This is a genomic window from Cupriavidus sp. USMAHM13 (genome assembly GCF_001854285.1).
Classification (GTDB): domain Bacteria; phylum Pseudomonadota; class Gammaproteobacteria; order Burkholderiales; family Burkholderiaceae; genus Cupriavidus; species Cupriavidus malaysiensis.
This window is the reverse complement of sequence record NZ_CP017751.1, coordinates 1,259,983-1,280,918: the sequence shown is the minus strand read 5'-3', so window position 1 is coordinate 1,280,918 and position 20,936 is coordinate 1,259,983. Positions and strand designations below refer to the sequence as shown.

The following is a 20,936-nucleotide window of genomic DNA, read 5'->3' as shown; positions in this document are numbered from 1 at the left end:
CCTTCATTCCGGATCGCCCCGCCGCGCCTCAGAAGTCGGACAGCTTGGGCTGCACGCTGGCGATGGCGAGATCGGCCACGCCCTCCGCCAGGTGGGCCTCCACCACGCTGCCGGCGCGCAATTCGGAGGGTGCGCGCAAGGCCTTGCCGCGCGCATCGAGCAGCACTGCATAGCCGCGCTCGAGCGTGCGCTGCGGCGCCAGCAGCTCAAGCGCACCGGCGGCGCGGTGCAGGCGCTGCGCGGCCCGCTCCTGCCCGCGCGCGGCGGCGGCCTGCAGGCGCAGCGCGAGGCGGCCGAGCTCGGCGCGCGCCGGCGCCACGTCGGGACGGGCCGCCGCCCAGCGCATGCCGAGCAGCTGCTGGCGGTGGCGGCGCGCGACCAGCCCGCTCTGCAGGGCGGCCCGCAGGTGGCGCGCCAGGTTGTCGACGCGGGCGCGGTGTTCCTGCAGTTGCGCCTGCGGGCTGCGCAGGCGGCGCGCCTGCCAGTCGAGGTGCTGGGCACGGCGGTCCATGGCCGCGCGCATGGCGCGCACGAGGCGCTCGCGCTCGCGCGCGGCCTGCCGCAGCAGCTGGGCGCGGTCCGGACTCACCAGCTCGGCCGCGGCGGTCGGCGTCGGCGCGCGCACGTCGGCGACGAAGTCGGCAATGGTGAAGTCGGTCTCGTGCCCCACGCCCGATACCACCGGCACCGGGCTGGCCGCCACCGCGCGCGCCACCACCTCTTCGTTGAAAGACCACAGGTCTTCGATGCTGCCGCCGCCACGGCACAGGATCAGCACGTCGCACTCGGCCCGGCGGCCGGCCAGTTCGAGCATGGCGGCGATCTTCTCGGCCGCTCCCGCGCCCTGCACCGGCACCGGGTAGACCACCACCGGCACGTGCGGCGCACGCCGGCGCAGCGTGGTCAGCACGTCGCGCAGCGCCGCCGCCTGCAGCGAAGTGACCACGCCGATGGTGCGCGGGTGGGCGGGCAGTTCGCGCTTGCGCGCGGGATCGAACAGTCCTTGCGCCGCCAGCTTTTCCTTCAGGCGCAGGAACGCCTCGTACAGGTTGCCGACGCCGGCGCGGCGCATCGCCTCCACATTGAGCTGGACCTCGCCACGCGCCTCGTACATCGAGACCAGGGCCCGCACTTCGACCGCCTCGCCCTCGCGCGGAGCGAAATCGACATGCTGGTTGCGGCCGCGGAACATCACGCAGCGGATCTGCGCGCGTGCATCCTTCAGCGAGAAATACCAGTGGCCGCTCGCGGCCCGCGTGAAGTTGGAGATTTCGCCGCGCACCCAGGCCAGGGGAAAGCTGCGTTCCAGCAGCGAGGCGATGGCATGGTTGAGCTCCCCGACCGGGATCACCTCGCGTCCGCCGGCCGGTGCGGGAGATCGCGTTTCACGCTGGAAGTTCTGGAAATCGGTCATGCTCGGGGCCTGTCAAGCGGCTGGAAGTGGACATGTCCACAGCATAACGGGTCTGTCAAGTAGGCTACCGAAATATGACAGCATCTCCCGCAAACCCGCGGGATACTCGACAAGCCCTTGATTCTTATGAGGATTCGCCCAAGCCAAAAATTAGGCAAGTTAAGCAAATTCCTTACGCGTCAACGACTTACCGGCCGCGCCCAAGGCTTGTTCACAAAGTTATCCACAGTATCTCTGGAAAACCCTGAGACGCAGCCCGGGGATCGGCAGACAAGTGCCGCAAAACATACCTCAAAGCGTCTTGCTGGCCGGCGACGGGAATCGCTGCGGCATCCGGACCGGCCCCGAGGGCGGCGCGGCAGGCACTGCCCAATTTTTGAGCGGGAGGGGCTTCCGCCTTGGGAATCAACGGTTTACGTTTCCGCTCCCCAACTTATCCACAACCGCTCCACAGGACTGTCCCTGAGCGATGTGGAAAGTACGGCAGGCCGTCGCGGGGCATCGTCTTGCCGCCGATGCGCCGGCTACTGCCCATTTTTTAGGCAGGATGAAACAAACTCTTTCCAATCAAAGGCTTAGGCTATTTCTCCGAAGTCTTTCCACAACCGATCCACAGCACTGTCCCGCTTCCATGTGGAAATCGGCGCCTGACGGCACCGGCAGGCACGTCCGCGCTGCCGCCAGCGGTCCGCGATGGGCGAAAAGGCCCATGCCGCCATCCCGGGCGGCATCGGGAAGGCGCCTGCCTATTTTTTAAGCAGAGATTCCTCTTCCCTTTGGCATCAATGACTTAGCGCTCTTGTCCGGGCGCTTTCCACAATCCGTCCACAAGACTGTCCCTGTCCCGTGTGGAAAGCGCGCCGCGCGCGGCGATGCGCCGGCCCGACACTGCGCCGCGGCGGCTTGCCCACCATCCGGGCGCGCGTTAGAGTGGCGCCTGATTTTTTTGATAACAGCCGGCGCAGGACTTGGGAGCCGGCGCCATGCTGCAGTCGATTCCGGGGTTCCACGTGTTTTCCATCATTCAAGCGGCCGGCTGGCCGATCTGGCCGTTGTTGCTGGCCTCGGTGCTGGCGCTGGCGCTCATCGTCGAGCGCTTCCTGAGCCTCCAGCGCAGCAAGGTGCTGCCGCCCAGGCTTTATGACGAAGCCCTGGCGGTGGCGCAGCAGCGGCGCGCCACGCCGGAGGCGGTCAATGCCCTGGAACAGGGTTCGCCGCTCGGCCGCGTACTGGCCGCGGGCCTGCGCCATGTGGCGCTGCAGCCGCACACCACGCGCGATGCCGCCAAGGAGGTGGTCGAGGAAGCCGGCCGGGCAGTGGCCCACGAGCTGGAGCGCTACCTGAACGCGCTCGGCACCATCGCCTCGGTCGCCCCGCTGATGGGGCTGCTCGGCACGGTGATCGGCATGATCGAGATCTTCGGCAGCCAGGGGGGCACCGGCACCAACCCCGAGCAACTCGCGCACGGCATCTCGGTGGCGCTCTACAACACCGCGCTCGGGCTGATCGTGGCGATCCCCGCGCTGATCTTCTGGCGCTTCTTCCGCCGCCGCGTCGACGACTACGTGGCCGAGCTGGAATTCCGCGCCGCCTCCTTCCTCGACGCGATCCTGCCGCCGCGGCGCGGCTGACGGCCGTCCCACCCGCCCCGCCTGCCCCGGATATCCGCCATCATGCGCTTCCGTTCCCGCCAGCGGCGCGAGGAGCCGGAGATCAATCTGATCCCGCTCATCGACGTGCTGCTCGTGATCCTGATCTTCCTGATGATCACGACCACCTATTCGCGCTTCAGCGAGCTGCAGATCCAGCTGCCCACCGCCGATGCCGAACGCACCCGGCAGCGCCCGGCCGAGATCCTGGTCTCGGTTTCCGCGCGCGGCGTCTACGCGGTCAACAAGGAAATCCTGGAGTTCAAGGATGTCACCAGCCTGGCCGACCACCTGCGCAGTGCGGCCGGCCCGGACAACGGCGGCCAGCCGCCGGTGGTGGTCGTCAACGCCGATGCGCAGGCCACCCACCAGGCTGTCATCAATGTGCTGGAGGCAGCGCGCCTGGCCGGCCTGCCGCGCCTGACCTTCGCCACGCAGAGCCAGCAGCCGCGCTGAGACCCGCCGGCCGCGGGCTTGCAGCATGCGCTGCGCAATGCCCATAATGATTGGAGCCGCCGTGCCGGCCGCCTGCCGGCGCCCTTGCCATGGCAGGGCGGGCCGGTTCCACCTGCCCTGCCATCCGCCCTTCCACCCACCTGCCCTCCGCACCATGCCCGTTCCACGCCACCATCTCGCTGACTTCGTCACCGCCCAGTGGCAGCGCCGTGGCGGCTTCGCCTGGCTGATGTGGCCCCTGTCGCTGCTGTTTGGCGCCATCAGCGCCGCGCGGCGGCTGGCCTTCCGGCGCGGCTGGCTGCGCTCGACGCGGCTGCCGGTGCCGGTGGTGGTGGTCGGCAACGTGACCGTGGGCGGCACCGGCAAGACCCCCGCGGTGATCGCCCTGGCGCAGGCACTGCAGGAAGCCGGGCTGCGTCCCGGCGTGGTCTCGCGCGGCTACGGCGTCAAGCTGGAGCGGCCGCGCCGCGTCAGCGCCAGCTCGCGGGCCGCCGACGTCGGCGACGAGCCGCTGCTGATCGCGCGCAGCACCGACGTGCCGGTCTGGGTCTTCCCCGACCGCGCCGCCTGCGCGCAGACGCTGCTGGTACGCCACCCCGGCGTCAACGTGCTGCTGCTCGACGACGGCCTGCAGCACTACCGCCTGCAGCGCGACTTCGAGATCGTCATGTTCGACACCCGCATGGGTGGCAACGGCTTGCTGCTGCCGGCCGGCCCGCTGCGCGAACCGCTGTCGCGCCGGCGTGACGCCACCCTGATCAACGACCCGGATTTCCGCGCTTCGCCGGACCGCCCCGATGTCTACGGCATGCGACTGGAGCCCGGCGACGCCTGGCAGCTGGTCGACCCGGCCATGGCCCGCCCGCTCTCCGGTTTCGCCGGGCAGCGCGTGCTGGCCGCGGCGGGCATCGGCAATCCGGAACGCTTCTTCGCCAGCCTGCGCGCGGCCGGCCTCGCGCCCGCCACGCTGCCGCTGCCCGACCACTATGACTTCGCGATCGACCCCTTTGCCGACGACGAAGCCGCGCGCAGCGCCGATGCCATCCTGATCACCGAGAAGGATGCCGTAAAATGCGAGCGCTTCGACGACCCGCGCATCTGGGTCGTCCCCACCACGCCCGTGATCGATGCGGGCCTGATCGACAAGATCCGCGGCGCCGTGGCGGCGCGCGCGCAGGCAGCCGCACCGGCTGCCGCCGCGGCCGCAGCGGCGGCGGGAAGCCTCACCAAGGAACACCGAGATGGACAACCGGCTGCTTGAAATCCTGGTCTGCCCCCTGTGCAAGGGCAAGCTCGAATACGACCGCGCCGCCCAGGAACTGATCTGCCACGCCGACAAGCTGGCCTACCCGATCCGCGACGGCATCCCCGTCATGCTGGCCGACGAGGCACGCCAGACCGTGCCCGGCCGCGTGGTCAACCCCGAGTGAGCGTGCGGCCATGAGCATCCCCGCCTTCACCGTGGTGATCCCGGCGCGGCTGGCGTCCACGCGGCTGCCCGACAAGCCGCTGGCCGACATCGGCGGCAAGCCGATGGTGGTGCGGGTGGCCGAGCGCGCCCATGCGTCGTCGGCGCACCGCACGGTGGTGGCCACCGACGCCGACAGCGTGCTGCAGGCCTGCGCAGCGCACGGCGTGGAGGCGCTGCTGACACGCGCCGACCATGCCACCGGCACCGACCGGCTGGCCGAGGTGGTCGGCCTGCTGGGCCTGCCCGACGATGCCATCGTGGTCAACGTGCAGGGCGACGAGCCGCTGATCGCACCGCAACTGATCGACGAAGTGGCCCTGCACCTGGCGGCGCATCCCGACTGCGCCATCAGTACCGCCGCGCATCCGCTGCACGAGGTGGCCGAAGTCTTCAACCCGAACGTGGTCAAGGTGGTGTGCGATGCCGCCGACCGCGCACTGTACTTCTCGCGCGCGCCCATCCCCTGGGCACGCGATGCCTGGAGCCAGGTGCCCACCCAGCCGGCGGCCGGCGCCCAGGTGCCGCTGCCGGCCATGCCGGTGCTGCGCCATATCGGCCTGTACGCCTACCGGGCCGGTTTCCTGCGCCGCTTTCCGGCGCTGGCGGCGGCACCGGTCGAGCAGACCGAGGCGCTGGAGCAGTTGCGCGCCATGTGGCACGGCGAGCGTATCGGCGTGCTGCAGACCGACGCGGCCCCGGCGCCCGGCGTCGACACCCGGGCCGACCTGGAACGCGTGCGCGCGCTGTGGGCCGAGGCCATGGCCCAGGAAGGGCCCTGAGCGCCCGGGGGGCGCGCAAATTCCTGGCGGGCCGGGGCCCTGTCAAGCGGGAACATTGCTGTCAATACAGCTTAACTCCCGCCGGCAGGCCGATTTCCCGCGCCCTCGTGGCATAATGCTTGACCATACAGAGCCGCCGGCCGCCGGGAGCGACCGGACAAGGCTCGGTGGGGAGATAGAGATCGAGCCCGTTCGGCGGCGCCGGCCCCTGCCCTTGCGGCGGGCCGCGGGCGTACCGACCGTCACCTGACCTGAACCCGATGCGGCCCGCGGCAACAGCCCCGCGGTAAGCCCTGCGTCAAGTTCAGGCGCTACCCTCCGTCTTGTTCCCCCCGCCTGACCAGATTCAAAACTCTGAGGACCCGTAAATGCGTTTGATCCTGTTGGGCGCGCCCGGCGCCGGCAAAGGCACGCAAGCCAAGTTCATCTGCGAGAAGTTCGGCATCCCGCAGATCTCCACCGGTGACATGCTGCGCGCCGCAGTGAAGGCAGGCACGCCGCTGGGCGTGGCGGCCAAGAAGGTGATGGATGCGGGCGGCCTGGTGTCGGACGACATCATCATCGGCCTGGTCAAGGATCGCCTGCAGGCAGACGACTGCAAGAACGGGTACCTGTTCGACGGCTTCCCGCGCACCATTCCCCAGGCCGAGGCCATGAAGGAAGCCGGCGTGGCTATCGACTACGTGCTGGAGATCGACGTCCCCTTCGACGCCATCATCGAGCGCATGAGCGGCCGCCGCGTGCACGTGGCCTCGGGCCGGACCTACCACGTCAAGTACAACCCGCCCAAGGTCGACAACGTCGACGACGAGACCGGCGAGGCCCTGATCCAGCGCGACGACGACAAGGAAGACACGGTGCGCAAGCGCCTCGACGTCTATTCGCAGCAGACCCGCCCGCTGGTGGACTATTACTCGGACTGGGCCGCCAAGGGCGACGCCGCCGCCAAGGTGGCTCCGCCGCAGTACCGCAAGATCCTGGGCCTGGGCAGCGTGGAAGACATCACCGCGCGCGCCTTCGACGCCCTCAAGTAAGCCGGCACCGCCGCGAACGAAGCGACCCGCAAGGGTCGCTTTTTTTTTCGTCGCCGCCCGCACCGTGCCCGTGCGGCACCCCCTTGCGCTGCGCCTGCCGCCCCGTACAATACCGATGCATTGACGTTTACGTAAACGTCAGACGAGAAGCCGCGCCGGCACCGACCCGGCGTGCGGCACATCCGACGGACCGAGCGGCCGGGCGAACCGCCGCCAGAGCGAAAGGAAGAGACAGCAAATGGAAATCCGCGACAACGCATTCATCGTCACCGGCGGCGCCTCCGGGCTGGGCGCCGGTACTGCCCGCATGCTGGCGGAAGCCGGCGGCAAAGTCGTGATCGCCGACCTCAACGAGGCCGCCGGCAGCGCGCTGGCGGCCGAGATCGGCGGCCGCTTCGTCAAGTGCGACGTCACCTCCGAGGCCGATGGCCAGGCGGTGGTCGCGGCGGCCCTGGCATTGGGCAAGCTGGCCGGCCTGGTCAACTGCGCCGGCATCGCCACCGCCGGCAAGACCGTGGGCAAGAACGGCCCGCTCCCGCTCGAGCAGTTCGACAAGACCATCCGCATCAACCTGGTCGGCACCTTCAATATGATCCGCCTGGCCGCCGCCGCCATGGTGCAGAACGCACCGAACGCCGAAGGCGAGCGCGGCGTGATCATCAACACGGCCTCGGTGGCGGCCTTCGACGGCCAGATCGGCCAGGCCGCTTATGCCGCCTCGAAGGGCGGCGTGGTGGCCATGACCCTGGCCATCGCGCGCGACCTGTCGCGCGACGGCGTGCGCTGCATGACCATCGCCCCCGGCATCTTCGAGACGCCGATGCTGCTGGGCATGCCGCAGGAAGTCCAGGACGCGCTGGGGCGCTCGGTACCCTTCCCGCCGCGCCTGGGACGCCCGGCCGAATACGCCAAGCTGGCACGCGCCATCCTCGACAACACCATGCTCAACGGCGAGGTGATCCGCCTGGACGGCGCGATCCGGATGCAGCCGAAGTAAGGCGGCGCCGCAGCGCCGGCTGTTCCTGCCCCGGACCCTCCGGGCAGGAACGGGTCAGGCCGGCTCAGGCCGGCAGCAGCATCACCAGCATCAGGCCCGGCGCCGCCGCCGGCAGCAGCGTGAGCTGCTCGAAATGCAGCAGGCCGCGGCGCGGGTGACGGAAGCCGCGCCGCCCGCCCTGGCGCTCCTCCACGTCCTGCGACAGCCAGTCGGCACGGAAGGCCGCGCTGTCGCGCAGCAGGCCTTCGACCAGCGCGCGCGTCGGCGCTTCGCCGGCATAGCGGATGCTGTGCGCACGAAATTCCGCCACCAGGCGCGCTGCCCGGTGCGGCCAGTCCTCCACCAGGGCCTGCAGCGGCGCCGACAGGAACATCGCGCGCAGCAGGTTGCGCTCGGTGCCGGCACCGTCGGCACCGTCGGCACCGCAGGCGCCGTCGAGCCAGCCGACGAACAGGTCCGCCGCCGCCTCGTTCCAGGCCAGCGCGTTCCATTGCCGGTCCAGAACGTAGGCAGGACCCACGATCGACTGCACGCTGGCGAGCACCGCCGGCGGCGCCGCTTCCTCGCCGGCGAGCTGCGGATCCCGCCGCCCCGCCAGTTCGAACAGGTAAGCCCGTTCGGCGCGCGACAGCCGCAGCGCCGCGGCGAGGCTGGCCAGCGCCCCCGCCGACAACGACACCGGACGCCCCTGCTCCAGCCAGGTCACCCAGGTCGCGCTGAGCCCGGCCAGCTGCGCTACTTCTTCACGCCGCAGGCCGGGCGTGCGGCGCCGGCGCCCGGGCGGCAGGCCGACCTCGGCCGGCGCCAGCCGCTCGCGGTGGGCGCGCAGGAAGCCGCCGAGCGCGGCTTCACGGCTGAGCGTGCCGGGCAGGCCGCCGGCAGCGTCGGGGGCGGCGTCGGGGGCGGCGTCGGGGGCGGCGGCGGGGGCGGCGGCGGGCGCGGGATCGAACCCTGTGGCATCAGGGTGGGAAGGCAGTGGGGACATGGCAGGCTGGTGATTCTTATACCAGGATAAATTGACGACTTGTCCCGGGAAACGGGCCTGCCTACAGTAGCTCCAGGCCATGCGATGCGCAAGGCCGCAGCGTGGCCGGGACGCCACGCCGAGCAACCCCATCCAGGAATCCGCCATGCAACAACAAGAACTCGTCGCCTCCCAGTTCGGCGCCACCGCCAGCGCCTACCTCACCAGCACGGTCCATGCGCAGGGCCCGGACCTGCCGCGCCTGGCCGCCGAGCTGGCGACGCTGGCGCGTCCGCGCGTGCTCGACCTGGGCTGCGGCGCCGGCCATGCCAGCTTCGCCGCCGCGCCCGTGGCCGCCGAAGTGACGGCTTACGATCTCTCCGAGGACATGCTGGGCGTGGTGGCGCAGGCCGCGCGCGACCGTGGCCTGGACAATGTCCGCACGCGCCACGGCGCGGCCGAGGTGCTGCCCTTCGCCGACGCCGCCTTCGATGCGGTGATCTCGCGCATGAGCGCCCACCACTGGCGCGACGTGCCGGCCGCGCTGCGCGAGATGCGGCGCGTGCTGGCCCCCGGCGGCAAGGCGGTGCTGATCGATATCGCCGGCTCGACCGATCCGCTGTGCGACACCTGGCTGCAGTCGGTCGAGCTGCTGCGCGATCCCTCGCACGTGCGCGACTACACCGGCCCGGCCTGGCTGGAGATGTTTGCCGAGGCCGGCTTCGCCGCCACGCTGTCGCCGGGCTGGCGCATCGAGATCGAGTTCGACAGCTGGGTCAAGCGCATGCGCACGGCGCCGGTGGCCGTCGAAGCGATCCGCCACTTGTGGCAGCTGGCGCCGGCCGAGGTGAGCCGCCACTATCGGGTCCAGCCCGATGGCAGCTTCGCCCTGGAGGCGTTGATGGTCACGGCCCAGCCGGGCTGAGCACCGCACCGGAGCAAACGTAAGCGAGGACTGACATCGTCTGGCCTCCGCTCTCCCTGGCCCGGCACGGCTCACGCCGCGCCGGGCTCCTGCGGCAGCGGCAGGGTACGGACCATGTCCCAGACCGCGGCGGCGGCGGGCGACAAGGAGCGGTCTTCGCGGCATACCATCACGATGCTGCGCTCCTCGCGCGGCACCAGCGGCCGCCATACCAGCGGCGAGGCCTCCGGCAGCGGCAGCGACAGCGAAGGCAGCACCGAGGCGCCGATACCGGCCTCGACCATGCCGAACACGCTCGCCGAGTGGCCCAGCTCCTGCACCACTTGCGGTACCACGCCGTGCCGCGCCAGGATGCGGTCGATCAGCGGCCGGCTGCCCGAGGCGAAGTCGAGCAGGGCCAGCGGCACGCCGTCCAGCGCGCGCCAGGGCACCGTGGCCTGCTGCGCCAGCGGGTGGTCGCGGCGGCAGACGAAGCAGAAGGGGTCGGTGGCCAGCGGCTCGATGGTCAGCGCCTCGCGCGCCTGCGGGTCGACCAGCACACCGAAGTCGACCGCGCCGGCGTGGATCTGTTCGAGGCCGCCGGCCTGCACGTTGTCGCGCACCGTCAGGCGGATCTCGGGGAAGCGCCGGGCACATTCCGCCACATAGAGCGGCATCAGCCTGGCCGAGATGGTGGGTGCGCTGGCTATCACGACGCGCCCGCGATAGCGTTCGCCAAGCTGACGCGTTTCTTCCAGCGTGTCGTCGAGCTGCTCCAGCAGGCGCTCCAGCGCCGGCACCAGCGCCTGCCCTGCCTCGGTCAGCACCACCTCCCGCGTGGTGCGGTCGAGCAGGCGCACGCCCAGCACGTCTTCCAGCTCCGCCACGCCGCGGCTGACGGCGGGCTGCGTCAGGCCGACCGCATCGGCGGCCCGGCTGAAGCTGCCATGCGCGGCCACCGCGAGGAAAACACGCAATTGACGGAGGGTGTAATTCATACGGTTAATGCATCAATGGATTCGATAAATGAATTTGCATTCTAGACATCGATGGCGTTCAATACCACTCAGTCCGTCTTTCCCTGTCTTTAGCGGTTCTTAGCCGTCCTTAGCCATCTTCAGCCGCCCCACCCACATGTCCACCCTGCTCTTTCCTTTCAAGAAACTGTATGCGTTGATCGACGGCTTCATCCTGGTGATGCTGACCGCGATCGGCATCGCCCTGCTGGCGCCGGAGATCGGCACCGGTGATGGTCCGCTGCATCTCGGCCTGGTCACCAACCTCGGTGTCGCACTGGTGTTCTTCCTGCACGGCGCGGCGCTATCGCGCGACAAGCTGGTTGCCGGGGCGCGCCACTGGCGCCTGCACCTGTTCGTGCAGAGCTTCACCTTCGTGGTCTTCCCCATCGTGGGCGTGGCGCTGATGATCGGTCTGCGCAAGGTGCTGCCGCCCGAGCTGCTGCTCGGCGTGTTCTACCTGTGCGCGCTGCCGTCCACGGTGTCGTCGTCGGTGGCGATGACTTCGATGGCACGCGGCAACGTGCCGGCCGCCATCTTCAACGCGACCATCTCCGGCCTGATCGGCATGCTGGTGACGCCGCTGCTGATGGGCCTGGTGATCAGCGCCAGCGGCGCCTCGATGCCGCTGGGCAAGGCCCTGCTCGGCGTGGCGCTGCAACTGCTGCTGCCGTTCGCGCTGGGCCAGGTTGCGCGCCCGCTGATCGGCAACTGGCTGGCCAAGAAGAAGCAGGTCACCAACAAGATCGACCGCGGCGTGATCGTGCTGATCGTCTACTCCTCGTTCTGCGATGCCACCGCCGCCGGCCTCTGGCACAAGTACCACTGGCAGATGATCGCCAGCGTGATGGCCCTGGCCGCCGTGCTGCTGTTCGTGATCCTGTGCACCACCACCTTCACCGCGCGCCGCATGGGCTTCCCGGTCGAGGACGAGATCACGGCGGTGTTCTGCGGCTCGAAGAAGAGCCTGGCCAACGGCATCCCGATGGCCAAGATCCTATTCGCCGGGCACCCCGCCCTGGGCCTGCTGGTGCTGCCGCTGATGGTCTACCACCAGCTGCAGCTGATCGTCTGCTCGGTGATCGCCTCGCGCTACGCCAACCGTGACGAGGCCAGGAACCCGGGTGCCGCGCCGGTGCGCGCCTGAATCCGACCCTCCCGCGCGGCCCCGGCCGCATGCAGGACGGGGCGCCCTTGGGCGCCCCGTCTTGTTTTGTTGTGCCACGCACGGCCGGCCGGTGTCCTGGGATTGGCCCAGGGCTTCAGCGCCTCAGATCATCAGACCGAAGGGTTCTTGGACAGCGGCGGATTGCGCGCGAAGTAGTTGCGGATGCCGCGCAGGATGGCGTTGGCCAGCTGTTCCTGGTGGCTGTCGTCGTTGAGCTTGCGCTCTTCCTCGGGATTGCTGATGAAGGCGGTCTCGACCAGGATGGACGGGATGTCCGGCGCCTTCAGCACGGCGAAGGCGGCCTGCTCGACGCTGCCCTTGTGCAGCCGGTTGACGCCGCCGATCTCGCCCAGCACGGACTTGCCGAGCTGCAGGCTGTCGTTGATCTGCGCCGTGGTGGACAGGTCCAGCAGCACGCGCGCGACCTGTGCATCCTTGTTGCTCATATTGGCGCCGCCGATCAGGTCGGCGGAGTTTTCCTTGTTGGCCAGCCAGCGCGCCGCGCTGCTCGAGGCACCGCGCTCGGACAGCGCGAACACCGAGGCACCGCGCGCCTCCGGCGACAGGAAGGCATCGGCGTGGATGGAAACGAACAGGTCGGCCTGCACGCGGCGGGCCTTCTGCACGCGCACGTTGAGCGGCACGAAGAAATCGGCATCGCGCGTCATCATCGCGCGCATATTGGGCTGGGCGTCGATCTTGGCGCGCAGGCGGCTGGCGATCTGCAGCACCACGTCCTTCTCGCGCGAGCCGGCCGCGCCGATCGCACCAGGATCCTCGCCGCCGTGGCCGGGGTCGATGGCCACCGTCAGCAGGCGGCGCATCTTGAGCGGGCGCTCGGCGGGGATATTGGCCTGCGCCATCGGCGGCGGCGCCGCGGGCGCGGACGGAGCACGCTCGGGTGCCGGGACCGGTGCGGGCCTCGGCCTGGCCGCGGCCATCGGCGGCAGCGGCGGCGGTGCCGTCGTGCCGGCCGGGCCCTTCTCGTCGAAGCGCCGCACCAGGGCACCGATGGCATCCTCCTCGCCCGCGCCCTGGGCACCCGCGATGGCGGCGCTGCCCAGGCCGCCCGCGCCGGCGGCGGCCGTGCCGTCCGCCAGCGGGGGCGCCGCCTCGGCGTAGCGCCGCTGCTTGTCCTCGGTTTCGCGCACCAGCTTCCACAGCGGGTCGGGCGGATTGACCGGGTAGAGGTCGAACACCAGGCGATTGCGGTAATTGCCGATCGGCGCCAGCGTGAACACCTGGGGCGTGACGTCTTCCTTCAGGTCGAACACCAGGCGGACCACGCGCGGGCGGTTCTGGCCGACGCGCACGCTCTGGATATAGGGATCGTTGGGGGTGACCTTGGCCACCAGCTCGCGCAGCGTGGGCGAGAGGTCGAGGCCGTCGACGTCCACCACCAGGCGATCCGGATTGCGCACCATCTGGTGCACCGCCGCCAGCGGCGCATCGGATTCGATGGTGACGCGCGTGTAGTCTTCGGCGGGCCAGACCCGCACCGCCACGATGCCGGCGCCGCGCGCGATCTGCGTGCCGGCCAGCGTCAGCACCACCGTGCCGGCGCCCGCCTTCAGGCATTGCGCCATCCATTTGCGGCGGGCCGGCAGCAGGCCGTCTGGTCCATCGGGTCGGTCGGTGGCGAGTCGCTTGATCAGCATGCGTTCAGCAAGGTCAGTCCAGTGGGAGTATAGGCGCGCAGCAAGGCGATGCGCCCCTCGGCTGCGATATCGGCCGCGGCCGTGTCCGTTTGAAGCAACAGATGCAGGTCTGGTTCCCCGAGCAGGGTGCCGGCCTTCTCCGGCCATTCGACCAGGCTCAGGGCCGGCTCCGCGAAGCAGTCGCGGAAACCGGCGTCGATCCACTCCTCGGGGTCGGCGAAGCGGTAGAGGTCGAAGTGGTAGACCGTCAGCGGCGAGCCGTCGGCGCGCGCCACCTGGTAGGGCTCGCACAGCGTGTAGGTGGGACTGCGCACCTTGCCCGCATGGCCCAGCGCCCGCAGGATGGCGCGCGACAGCGTGGTCTTGCCCGCGCCGAGGTCGCCGGACAGTTGCACATGGATGGCCTGGGGCGGCAGGATGCGCACCGCCTGGGCGAGCGCGGCGCCGAGGGCGGCGGTGGCCGTCTCGTCGGGCAGGGGCAGGGAGCGTTCTTCGAGCAGGGGCATTGCGTACAATTCAGGGATGATCGACCGAGTCGCAGAAGCGCCAGCCGCCTCCTCTTCACGCGCCGCCGGCGCGCCGGCCGGGACCGGTGACGGCCACGGCACCGCAACCGTGCCCGCCGCCGCCGGGCTGGCGGCGCTCGCCCAGTCCATCCGCGGCTGGGGTGCCGAGCTGGGCTTCGATGCGGTGCGCATCGCCGACGTCGACCTCAGCCATGCCGAAGCCGGGCTGCTGGAATGGCTGGCGCAGGGCTTTCACGGCGACATGGATTATATGGCGAACCACGGCACCAGGCGCGCGCGGCCGGCCGAACTGGTGCCCGGCACGGTGCGCGCCATCGTGGCCCGCATGCCCTACCTGCCGGCCGGCACCGGCGACGGCTGGCGCCGCAGCGAGCTGGCGCGGCTGGACGACCCGGCCACCGCGGTGATTTCCCTGTATGCGCGCGGACGCGACTACCACAAGGTGCTGCGCAGCCGCCTGCAGGCGCTGGCCAGCCGCATCGAGGCGGCCATCGGGCCGTTCGGCTACCGCGTCTTCACCGACTCGGCGCCGGTGATGGAGGTCGCGCTGGCCGGCAACGGCGGGCTCGGCTGGCGCGGCAAGCATACGCTGCTGCTCGACCGCGCCGCCGGTTCGATGTTCTTCCTCGGCGAGATCCTGGTCGACATCGCGCTGCCGGCCGACCCGCCGGAACCCGGTCACTGCGGCCAGTGCCGGCGCTGCCTGGACATCTGCCCGACCCAGGCCATCCTGGCACCCTACCGGCTCGACGCGCGCCGCTGCATCTCCTACCTGACCATCGAGCACAAGGGCGCGATCCCCGAGGCGCTGCGCGCGCCGATGGGCAACCGCGTCTACGGCTGCGACGACTGCCAGCTGGCCTGCCCCTGGAACAAGTTCGCGCGGCGCGCCACGCTGCCCGATTTCGATGTGCGCAACGGCTTCGACGCCCCGGACATGGCCGAACTGTTCGGCTGGAGCGAGGCGGAATTCAACCAGCGGCTGGAGGGCAGCCCGATCCGCCGCATCGGCCACGAGCGCTGGCTGCGCAACCTGGCGGTGGGACTGGGCAACAGCCTGCGCGCGGCGAGCGCGGCCGAAGGCGGCGATGCCGCCCTCGCCGCGCGCCTGCGCGCCGCCCTGGCGGCGCGCCGGGACAGCGCCAGCCCGCTGGTGCGCGAGCACATCGACTGGGCCCTGGCGCAGGACCGCGCAGCGGCCGCCGGGCCCGGCGGCAACTAGACCAGCAAGGCCATCCAGAACGGCATCGTGACGATTGCACCGACCGTCATCGCCGAGATGGTGGCCGCCACCATCGGGCCGTTGCCGCCCATGCGCACTGCCAGGATGTAGCAGCTCGAGGCGGTCGGCAGCGAGGCGTACAGCACCACCATCTGCAGTTGCAGCGGGGTCAGCGGCAAGTGGCGGCCGACCAGCCAGGCAAACGCGGGCATGGCGACCAGCTTCACCACGGTCCACCAGGTCATGGCGCCCACCGAGCCGCTCGCGGCGCGCAGCTGCAGGCCCGCGCCGACGGTGATCAGGCCTAGCGCGGTCGAGGCCGAGCCGAGCCGGTTCAAGGTGGTCGCCAGCACCTCCGGCGCGTGCAGCCCCAGCAGGTTGGTGCCCAGCCCCGCCGCGGTAGCCAGGATCAGCGGGTTGCGCGCCAGTTCGGCGAGCAGCCGCGATTCGCCATGGCGCGCCAGCGCCCACACCGCCACCACATTGGCCAGCGGCACGGTGAAGCCCACCAGCAGGGCCATCATGGCCAGGCCGGTGCCGCCGCCCAGGCGCGCAGCCAGGGCCAGGCCGATGTAGGAATTGAAACGGAAGGCGGTCTGCAGGCCGGAGGCGAAGGCGACCGGGTCCGGGCGCAGCACCCACCTGACCGCGTAGCCGGCCGCCATGCCGAAACCCATCACCAGCAGCCCCAGGCCGAGCATGGCCGAGGTGGAGGAGAAATCCAGCTGGGCACTGTTGGTCGATTGCAGCAGAAGCGCCGGGAACAGCACGAAATAGACCAGGCGCTCGACGCCGGACCAGAACACGCGGTCGAACGAGGTATAGCGCACCAGCAGCCATCCGATCAGGATCAGGCTGAAGTCGGGCAACAGCAGCAAGGCGGAGGACATGTCGGCCTTCTTGTCTTTATTGTTCTGGTCGGGCCGTGTGCGGCCGCTGTGGTCCGGGGGGCGGGCCTTGGCTGATGAGCGCACGCCACTTGCTGAAATGTGCGCCCTAGGGCAGATACGGATAGGTATTGTTCCAGATTTCCGGCAGCATGACACACTTTGCCGTACCTTTCTTGCCGCAATGCCGTCCGGTAGCACCCTTCCCAAGCCGCTGCGCGCCAGCCGCCGCCAGCTTGCCGCGCGATGCGCGGCGGCCGCGCTGCTGTGCCTGGCGGCAAGCGGCGCAAGCGCCGGCATGATCGCGGGGCTGCGCCTGGACGACGCCGCCCGGGTCGGCGGCAGGACACTGCAGCTCAATGGTGCCGGCCTGCGCGCGGGCTTCCTCGACAAGGGCTATGTCGCCGCGCTCTACCTGCCCGAGAAGGTCCGCAACGCCACCATGGTGCTGGGCGGCAGCGGGCCCAAGCGCCTGCAGATCCGCCCGCTGCGCGAAGTCGAGCCCGACACCTTCATCAAGGCGCTCGACAAGGGGCTGCGCATCAACCTGAGCGAATCGCAGCGCCAGCAGATCCATGACCGGCTGACACAGTTCGGCCTCACCATGAACCTGATCGGCACGGCCCACAAGGGCGATGTGATCGATATCGATTTCACCCCGGACACCGGCATGGTGGTGGCCATCAACGGCACGCCGCGCGGCCGGCCGATCCCGGGCGAGGATTTCTACCAGGCGGTGCTGCGCACCTACCTGGGCAACAACCCGGTCGACCGCGAACTCAAGCGCGGCCTGCTCGGTGGCTAGTGTCCTGAGTCTTGAATTCGTGGAAGCACTAAGTCTGTCGGGAAGACGCGCGAGGCCAGGAACGAAACGCAGCAAGGCTGGAGCCTTGCGAGCATTCGTGACGACGCATCGCGTGGCTTGTCGGCTGACTGAGTCCACGAATTTGTGATTCAGGACCTCAGCTCCGCGGCACCGAACGGCGCATGACAAAGGTCCGGCGCGCCACCCGCCACCTGCGCACGCGGCACGCCGGTTTTCACACCCCGGGCCCGACCCTGGCCCGGACCTCAGACGGGAGACACGATCTCATGCACAAGCACAGCAACATCGCACTGGCCCTGGCGCTGGCCGCCAGCGCTTCCTTCGCGCAGGCGCAGAGCTACCCCAGCAAGCCGATCCGCCTCATCATCCCGTTCGCACCCGGCGGCACCACCGACATCGTCGGCCGCGGCGCGGCCGACCAGATGAGCCGCATCCTGGGCCAGCCGGTGGTGGTCGAGAACCGCGCCGGCGGCGGCGGCTCGATCGGCGCCGACGCGATCGCCAAGGCGGCGCCGGACGGCTACACCATCGGCATCTCGACCGTGTCGACCATGGCGGTCAACCCCGCCTGCAACCCGCGCCTGCCGTTCGACCCGATCAAGGACTTCAAGCCCATCACCAACCTGGCCAACGTGGCCAACGTGATCGCCGTCAACCCGAACTTCCCGGCCAAGAGCTACAAGGAATTCCTGGCCGTGCTGAAGGCCAATCCGGGCAAGTATTCCTACGCCTCGTCCGGCACCTGCGGCTTCGGCCATATGCTCGGCGAGCAGTTCAAGGTTGCGACCAAGACCTTCATCGTGCACGTGCCCTACCGCGGCGCCGGCCCGGCCCTGAACGACGTGATCGCCGGCCAGGTGCCCATCATGATGGACAACCTGCCCTCCTCCATGCCCTTCATCAAGGCCGGCAAGCTGCGCCCGATCGTGGTGGCCTGGAACAAGCGCATCGACACCATGCCCGATGTGCCGACCTTCGCCGAAGTCGGCCTGAAGGAGCCGAACGATCCGGCCTGGTACGGCCTGGTGGCACCGGCCGGCACGCCCGACGAAGTCATCGCCAAGCTGCATGACGCCGCCGTCAAGGCGCTGCAGGACAAGGGCTTCCAGGAACGCCTGCGCGCCGCCGGCGCCGAGCCGTCCGGCAACACGCCGGCGCAGCACGCGGCCGAGATCAAGAAGGAATTCGAGAAGATGAAGAACCTGGTCAAGGTGCAGAACATCAAGCTGGAGCAGTAAGCGGGCCGGCAGGGAGAGCCCTCCCCTAGCCGTGCCTGGCGGTGCCTCGGCGCCGCCAGGCTGCAGGCTCCAAGGCCCTTTTGAAGCCCCCTTGGCAGGGGGCTTTTTTCATTGGCGTTCGCCGGCAGCGCGGAACGCTCTGGTCCATTGCGTCAGGGAGAGCGAAAGCGCCCCCCAAGAACGTACCCGCGCGGCAGTGCAGGTCGCAGGCCAGGTGCAAAGCGCCGCCATGGCACGGCGATGGCGAGCCCTTGCGGCGCTGCATGCGGCCCGCGGCGCTGTCGAGCGGGGCTGCCCTTCACCTGATGCAGTGGACTAGAATGCCCGCATGCCATCCCTGATTCCTGCCCGCTTCGACGCCATCCTGCCGGCCCCCTTCGGCAGGGTGGGCGTGCGCGCGGACGCCGCCGGCATCCGCGAGATCGCCTACCTGCCGCCGGATACGCCCGTCAAGGCGAGCGCGGACGCGCTGGTGTGCCGGCTGGCCGCGCAGCTCGAGGCCTACTACGCCGACCCCGACGCCCCCTTCGACCTGCCGCTGGCCCTGGCCGGCACCGGTTTCCGCCAGCGTGTGTGGGAGGCCATCCGCGCGGTGCCGCGCGGCGCCACCACCACCTACGGCACGATCGCCCGACAGCTCGACAGCATGCCGCGCGCGGTTGGCCAGGCCTGCGGCGACAACCCGCTGCCGCTGGTGATTCCCTGCCATCGCGTGGTCAGCCAGCAGGGGCTGGGCGGCTTCGCCCACCACAGCTCGGGCTACCTGCTGGACGTCAAGCACTGGCTGCTGCGCCACGAAGGCGTGCTGCTGCTATGAACCATCCGCAGGACCTGGGCGAGGCGCTGGCCGCGGCGGAGCCGGCCCCCGCCGACACCGCGCTGATCGAGCGCTTCTGCGACGCGCTGTGGCTCGAGGACGGGCTGTCGCGCAATACCATCGATGCCTACCGCCGCGACCTGACCCTGCTGGCGCGCTGGCTGCGCCATAGCGGCGGCGGCGAACTGACCGGCGTCGACGATACGGCGCTCGGGGCCTATTTCGCCGCGCGCCACCACGACACGCTGGCATCGTCGGCCAACCGGCGGCTGACGGTGTTCAAGCGCTTCTTCCGCTGGGCCCTGCGCGAACACCTGATCGCGGCCGATCCCTGCCTGCTGCTGCGCCCGGCCAAGCAGCCGCCGCGCTTTCCCAAGACGCTCAGCGAAGCCCAGGTCGAGGCGCTGCTGGACGCACCCGACACCGCCGCGCCGCTCGGCCTGCGCGACCGCACCATGCTGGAGCTGATGTACGCCAGCGGCCTGCGCGTGTCCGAGCTGACGCAGATGCGCACGGTGGAGATCGGCCTGAACGAGGGCGTGGCGCGCGTGGTGGGCGGCAAGGGCGGCAAGGAACGCCTGGTGCCCTTCGGCCTGCAGGCCGGCGACTGGCTGCGCCGCTACCTGGCCGAAGCCCGGCCGGCGCTGCTGGCCGGGCGCGCCTGCGACGCGCTGTTCGTCACGCAGCGCGGCGAGGGCATGACACGCCAGGCCTTCTGGCACCTGATCAAGCGCCATGCGCGCGAGGCCGGCATCCATGCGCCGCTGTCGCCGCACACGCTGCGCCATGCCTTCGCCACCCACCTGCTGAACCATGGCGCCGACCTGCGCGTGGTACAGCTGCTGCTGGGCCACGCCGACATCTCCACCACGCAGATCTATACCCACGTCGCGCGCGAGCGGCTGCGCGAACTGCACCGGCACCATCACCCGCGCGGTTAGTCCTGGTTCTTGGATGGATGGACCCAGTCCTCGCCGCCGGCACCCAGGGCGCGCAGGCGCGCCATCGAATTGCGGATGTGCGCGCGCGCCAGTGCCTCGGCCGCCTCGCCGTCGCCCTGCTCGATCGACTCGACGATGCGCAGGTGCTCGTCGATCGCCGTGCGCGCGCGGTCTGCCTCGAACAGCACGCGCGGCGCGAACACCTGCGAGGTCATATGGACGATCGGCAGCTGACGTGACAGGTAGGCATTGTCGGCCAGCTCGATGATGGTGGCGTGGAAGTCCACATTGGCCGCGGTGTACACCTGCGGCTGCCACGGCGCCAGGGCCTCGCGCTGGCGCGCGACGATGGCGCGCAGGGCAGCGCCGGCACGCTCACCAAGGCGCTGCGCGGCGAGCCGGGCGGCCAGCCCGTCCACCATCTCGCGCAGGGCGTAGGCATCCATCAGCTGCTTGAAGTCGGCGTTGACGACGTTGACGCCGCGCGCCGTCTCGGCGCTGACCAGGCCTTCGCGCTCCAGCAGCCGCAGCGCCTCGCGCAGCGGCGTGCGGCTGATCTTCAGGTCTGCCGAGATCTCCACCTGCCGCAGTGGCTTGCCGGGCGGATAGTCGCCCCGGTAGATACGCTCCCGCAGGACCTGCGCCACCTCCTCCACCAGACGCACCCGGTTCTGCCACGCGAACGTTTCGTCCATCTTCCCCCTCGCCTCGTCTTCTTGTCTCTGTCGCCGTGCCCCTGCTGCCATTGCGCCATTGCGCCGTGCCACTGTGTCCGCGCCGGCGATCCGGCACCGGACAGGACCGGGCGGGCGACGCCGATCCGCACAGTTTACAAGGGCCGCCCGCGCGTCTACTATAGGTCGGAATCCTGTATTCTGGATCCAGAATACAGAAACGCGATACACAAACAAGAGGGGATGGCGGGAGCGCGGTGCCCAGCGAGCCGCCCGGCCGGACGCCCTCGCCGT

21 protein-coding genes are annotated in these 20,936 nt (G+C 70.1%); 14 read left to right on the top strand and 7 right to left on the bottom strand.

Features of this window, described 5'->3' with window-relative positions; all coding sequences use genetic code 11:
* Positions 1-28 precede the first annotated feature (28 nt).
* Positions 29-1,414 carry an exodeoxyribonuclease VII large subunit gene (gene xseA / locus BKK81_RS05710; RefSeq protein ID WP_071011286.1) on the bottom strand — a complete coding sequence of 462 codons (1,386 nt, stop codon included), beginning with the start codon at positions 1,412-1,414 and terminating at the stop codon, positions 29-31.
* Positions 1,415-2,424: 1,010 nt separating this feature from the next.
* Between xseA and BKK81_RS05705 the strand changes: the two genes are divergently transcribed.
* From BKK81_RS05705 to BKK81_RS05675, 7 genes are all read left to right on the top strand, one after another.
* Positions 2,425-3,045 (top strand): MotA/TolQ/ExbB proton channel family protein, encoded by a 621-nt coding sequence (locus tag BKK81_RS05705; protein ID WP_071016100.1) that lies wholly within the window; start codon positions 2,425-2,427, stop codon positions 3,043-3,045.
* A 42-nt stretch (positions 3,046-3,087) separates the two neighbouring features.
* Complete coding sequence (locus BKK81_RS05700) at positions 3,088-3,519, top strand: ExbD/TolR family protein (protein ID WP_071011285.1); 432 nt, start codon at positions 3,088-3,090, stop codon at positions 3,517-3,519.
* Between the two features lie 154 nt (positions 3,520-3,673).
* Positions 3,674-4,780, top strand: coding sequence for a tetraacyldisaccharide 4'-kinase (gene lpxK / locus BKK81_RS05695; protein WP_071011284.1), 1,107 nt, complete (start codon positions 3,674-3,676; stop codon positions 4,778-4,780).
* Complete coding sequence (locus tag BKK81_RS05690; protein WP_071011283.1) at positions 4,761-4,949, top strand: Trm112 family protein; 189 nt, start codon at positions 4,761-4,763, stop codon at positions 4,947-4,949. Before lpxK ends, BKK81_RS05690 begins: the two co-directional genes overlap by 20 nt.
* A 10-nt stretch (positions 4,950-4,959) precedes the next feature.
* Positions 4,960-5,769 (top strand): 3-deoxy-manno-octulosonate cytidylyltransferase, encoded by an 810-nt coding sequence (gene kdsB / locus BKK81_RS05685; RefSeq protein WP_071011282.1) that lies wholly within the window; start codon positions 4,960-4,962, stop codon positions 5,767-5,769.
* A 368-nt stretch (positions 5,770-6,137) separates the two neighbouring features.
* Positions 6,138-6,803, top strand: coding sequence for an adenylate kinase (adk, locus tag BKK81_RS05680; RefSeq protein WP_071011281.1), 666 nt, complete (start codon positions 6,138-6,140; stop codon positions 6,801-6,803).
* 238 nt (positions 6,804-7,041) lie between these two features.
* Positions 7,042-7,800, top strand: coding sequence for a 3-hydroxyacyl-CoA dehydrogenase (locus tag BKK81_RS05675; protein WP_071011280.1), 759 nt, complete (start codon positions 7,042-7,044; stop codon positions 7,798-7,800).
* Positions 7,801-7,864: 64 nt separating this feature from the next.
* Here the strand turns inward: BKK81_RS05675 and BKK81_RS05670 are convergent, their stop codons facing one another.
* Positions 7,865-8,785 carry an MmyB family transcriptional regulator gene (locus tag BKK81_RS05670; protein ID WP_083383955.1) on the bottom strand — a complete coding sequence of 307 codons (921 nt, stop codon included), beginning with the start codon at positions 8,783-8,785 and terminating at the stop codon, positions 7,865-7,867.
* Between the two features lie 145 nt (positions 8,786-8,930).
* On the opposite strand from BKK81_RS05670, the gene BKK81_RS05665 reads away from it, so the two are divergent.
* A complete protein-coding gene (locus tag BKK81_RS05665; RefSeq protein WP_071011279.1) occupies positions 8,931-9,689 on the top strand; it encodes a class I SAM-dependent methyltransferase in 759 nt (252 codons plus the stop codon).
* A 71-nt stretch (positions 9,690-9,760) separates the two neighbouring features.
* On the opposite strand, the gene BKK81_RS05660 is transcribed toward BKK81_RS05665, so the two are convergent.
* On the bottom strand, positions 9,761-10,666 hold the full coding sequence (locus BKK81_RS05660) for a LysR family transcriptional regulator (protein ID WP_071011278.1): 906 nt from the start codon (positions 10,664-10,666) through the stop codon (positions 9,761-9,763).
* A 136-nt stretch (positions 10,667-10,802) separates the two neighbouring features.
* On the opposite strand from BKK81_RS05660, the gene BKK81_RS05655 reads away from it, so the two are divergent.
* Positions 10,803-11,831, top strand: a complete 1,029-nt coding sequence (locus BKK81_RS05655) for a bile acid:sodium symporter family protein (RefSeq protein ID WP_071011277.1) — start codon at positions 10,803-10,805, stop codon at positions 11,829-11,831.
* Between the two features lie 131 nt (positions 11,832-11,962).
* Here BKK81_RS05655 and BKK81_RS05650 read toward each other — a convergent pair whose 3' ends face one another.
* Both BKK81_RS05650 and tsaE read right to left on the bottom strand, forming a co-directional pair.
* Positions 11,963-13,510: an N-acetylmuramoyl-L-alanine amidase gene (locus tag BKK81_RS05650; protein WP_071011276.1), complete on the bottom strand. Its 1,548-nt coding sequence runs from the start codon at positions 13,508-13,510 to the stop codon at positions 11,963-11,965.
* Complete coding sequence (tsaE, locus tag BKK81_RS05645; RefSeq protein ID WP_071011274.1) at positions 13,504-14,016, bottom strand: tRNA (adenosine(37)-N6)-threonylcarbamoyltransferase complex ATPase subunit type 1 TsaE; 513 nt, start codon at positions 14,014-14,016, stop codon at positions 13,504-13,506. The genes BKK81_RS05650 and tsaE overlap by 7 nt, the downstream gene beginning before the upstream one ends.
* A gap of 16 nt (positions 14,017-14,032) precedes the next feature.
* Here tsaE and queG point away from each other — a divergent pair, with 16 nt between their 5' ends.
* Positions 14,033-15,259 (top strand): tRNA epoxyqueuosine(34) reductase QueG, encoded by a 1,227-nt coding sequence (gene queG, locus BKK81_RS05640; protein WP_071011273.1) that lies wholly within the window; start codon positions 14,033-14,035, stop codon positions 15,257-15,259.
* Here queG and BKK81_RS05635 read toward each other — a convergent pair.
* Complete coding sequence (locus BKK81_RS05635; protein ID WP_071011271.1) at positions 15,256-16,149, bottom strand: AEC family transporter; 894 nt, start codon at positions 16,147-16,149, stop codon at positions 15,256-15,258. The genes queG and BKK81_RS05635 overlap by 4 nt on opposite strands.
* A 181-nt stretch (positions 16,150-16,330) precedes the next feature.
* On the opposite strand from BKK81_RS05635, the gene BKK81_RS05630 reads away from it, so the two are divergent.
* From BKK81_RS05630 to xerD, 4 genes are all read left to right on the top strand, one after another.
* A complete protein-coding gene (locus BKK81_RS05630; protein ID WP_071011269.1) occupies positions 16,331-16,951 on the top strand; it encodes a chalcone isomerase family protein in 621 nt (206 codons plus the stop codon).
* Positions 16,952-17,238: 287 nt separating this feature from the next.
* Positions 17,239-18,210, top strand: a complete 972-nt coding sequence (locus BKK81_RS05625; RefSeq protein ID WP_071011268.1) for a tripartite tricarboxylate transporter substrate binding protein BugE — start codon at positions 17,239-17,241, stop codon at positions 18,208-18,210.
* A gap of 340 nt (positions 18,211-18,550) precedes the next feature.
* Entirely contained in the window at positions 18,551-19,027 is a 477-nt protein-coding gene (locus BKK81_RS05620; RefSeq protein ID WP_071016096.1) for a methylated-DNA--[protein]-cysteine S-methyltransferase, read from the top strand.
* A complete protein-coding gene (gene xerD / locus BKK81_RS05615) occupies positions 19,024-19,968 on the top strand; it encodes a site-specific tyrosine recombinase XerD (RefSeq protein ID WP_071011266.1) in 945 nt (314 codons plus the stop codon). Before BKK81_RS05620 ends, xerD begins: the two co-directional genes overlap by 4 nt.
* On the opposite strand, the gene BKK81_RS05610 is transcribed toward xerD, so the two are convergent.
* Positions 19,965-20,663 carry a GntR family transcriptional regulator gene (locus BKK81_RS05610; RefSeq protein ID WP_071011264.1) on the bottom strand — a complete coding sequence of 233 codons (699 nt, stop codon included), beginning with the start codon at positions 20,661-20,663 and terminating at the stop codon, positions 19,965-19,967. The genes xerD and BKK81_RS05610 overlap by 4 nt on opposite strands.
* Between the last annotated feature and the right edge of the window lie 273 nt (positions 20,664-20,936).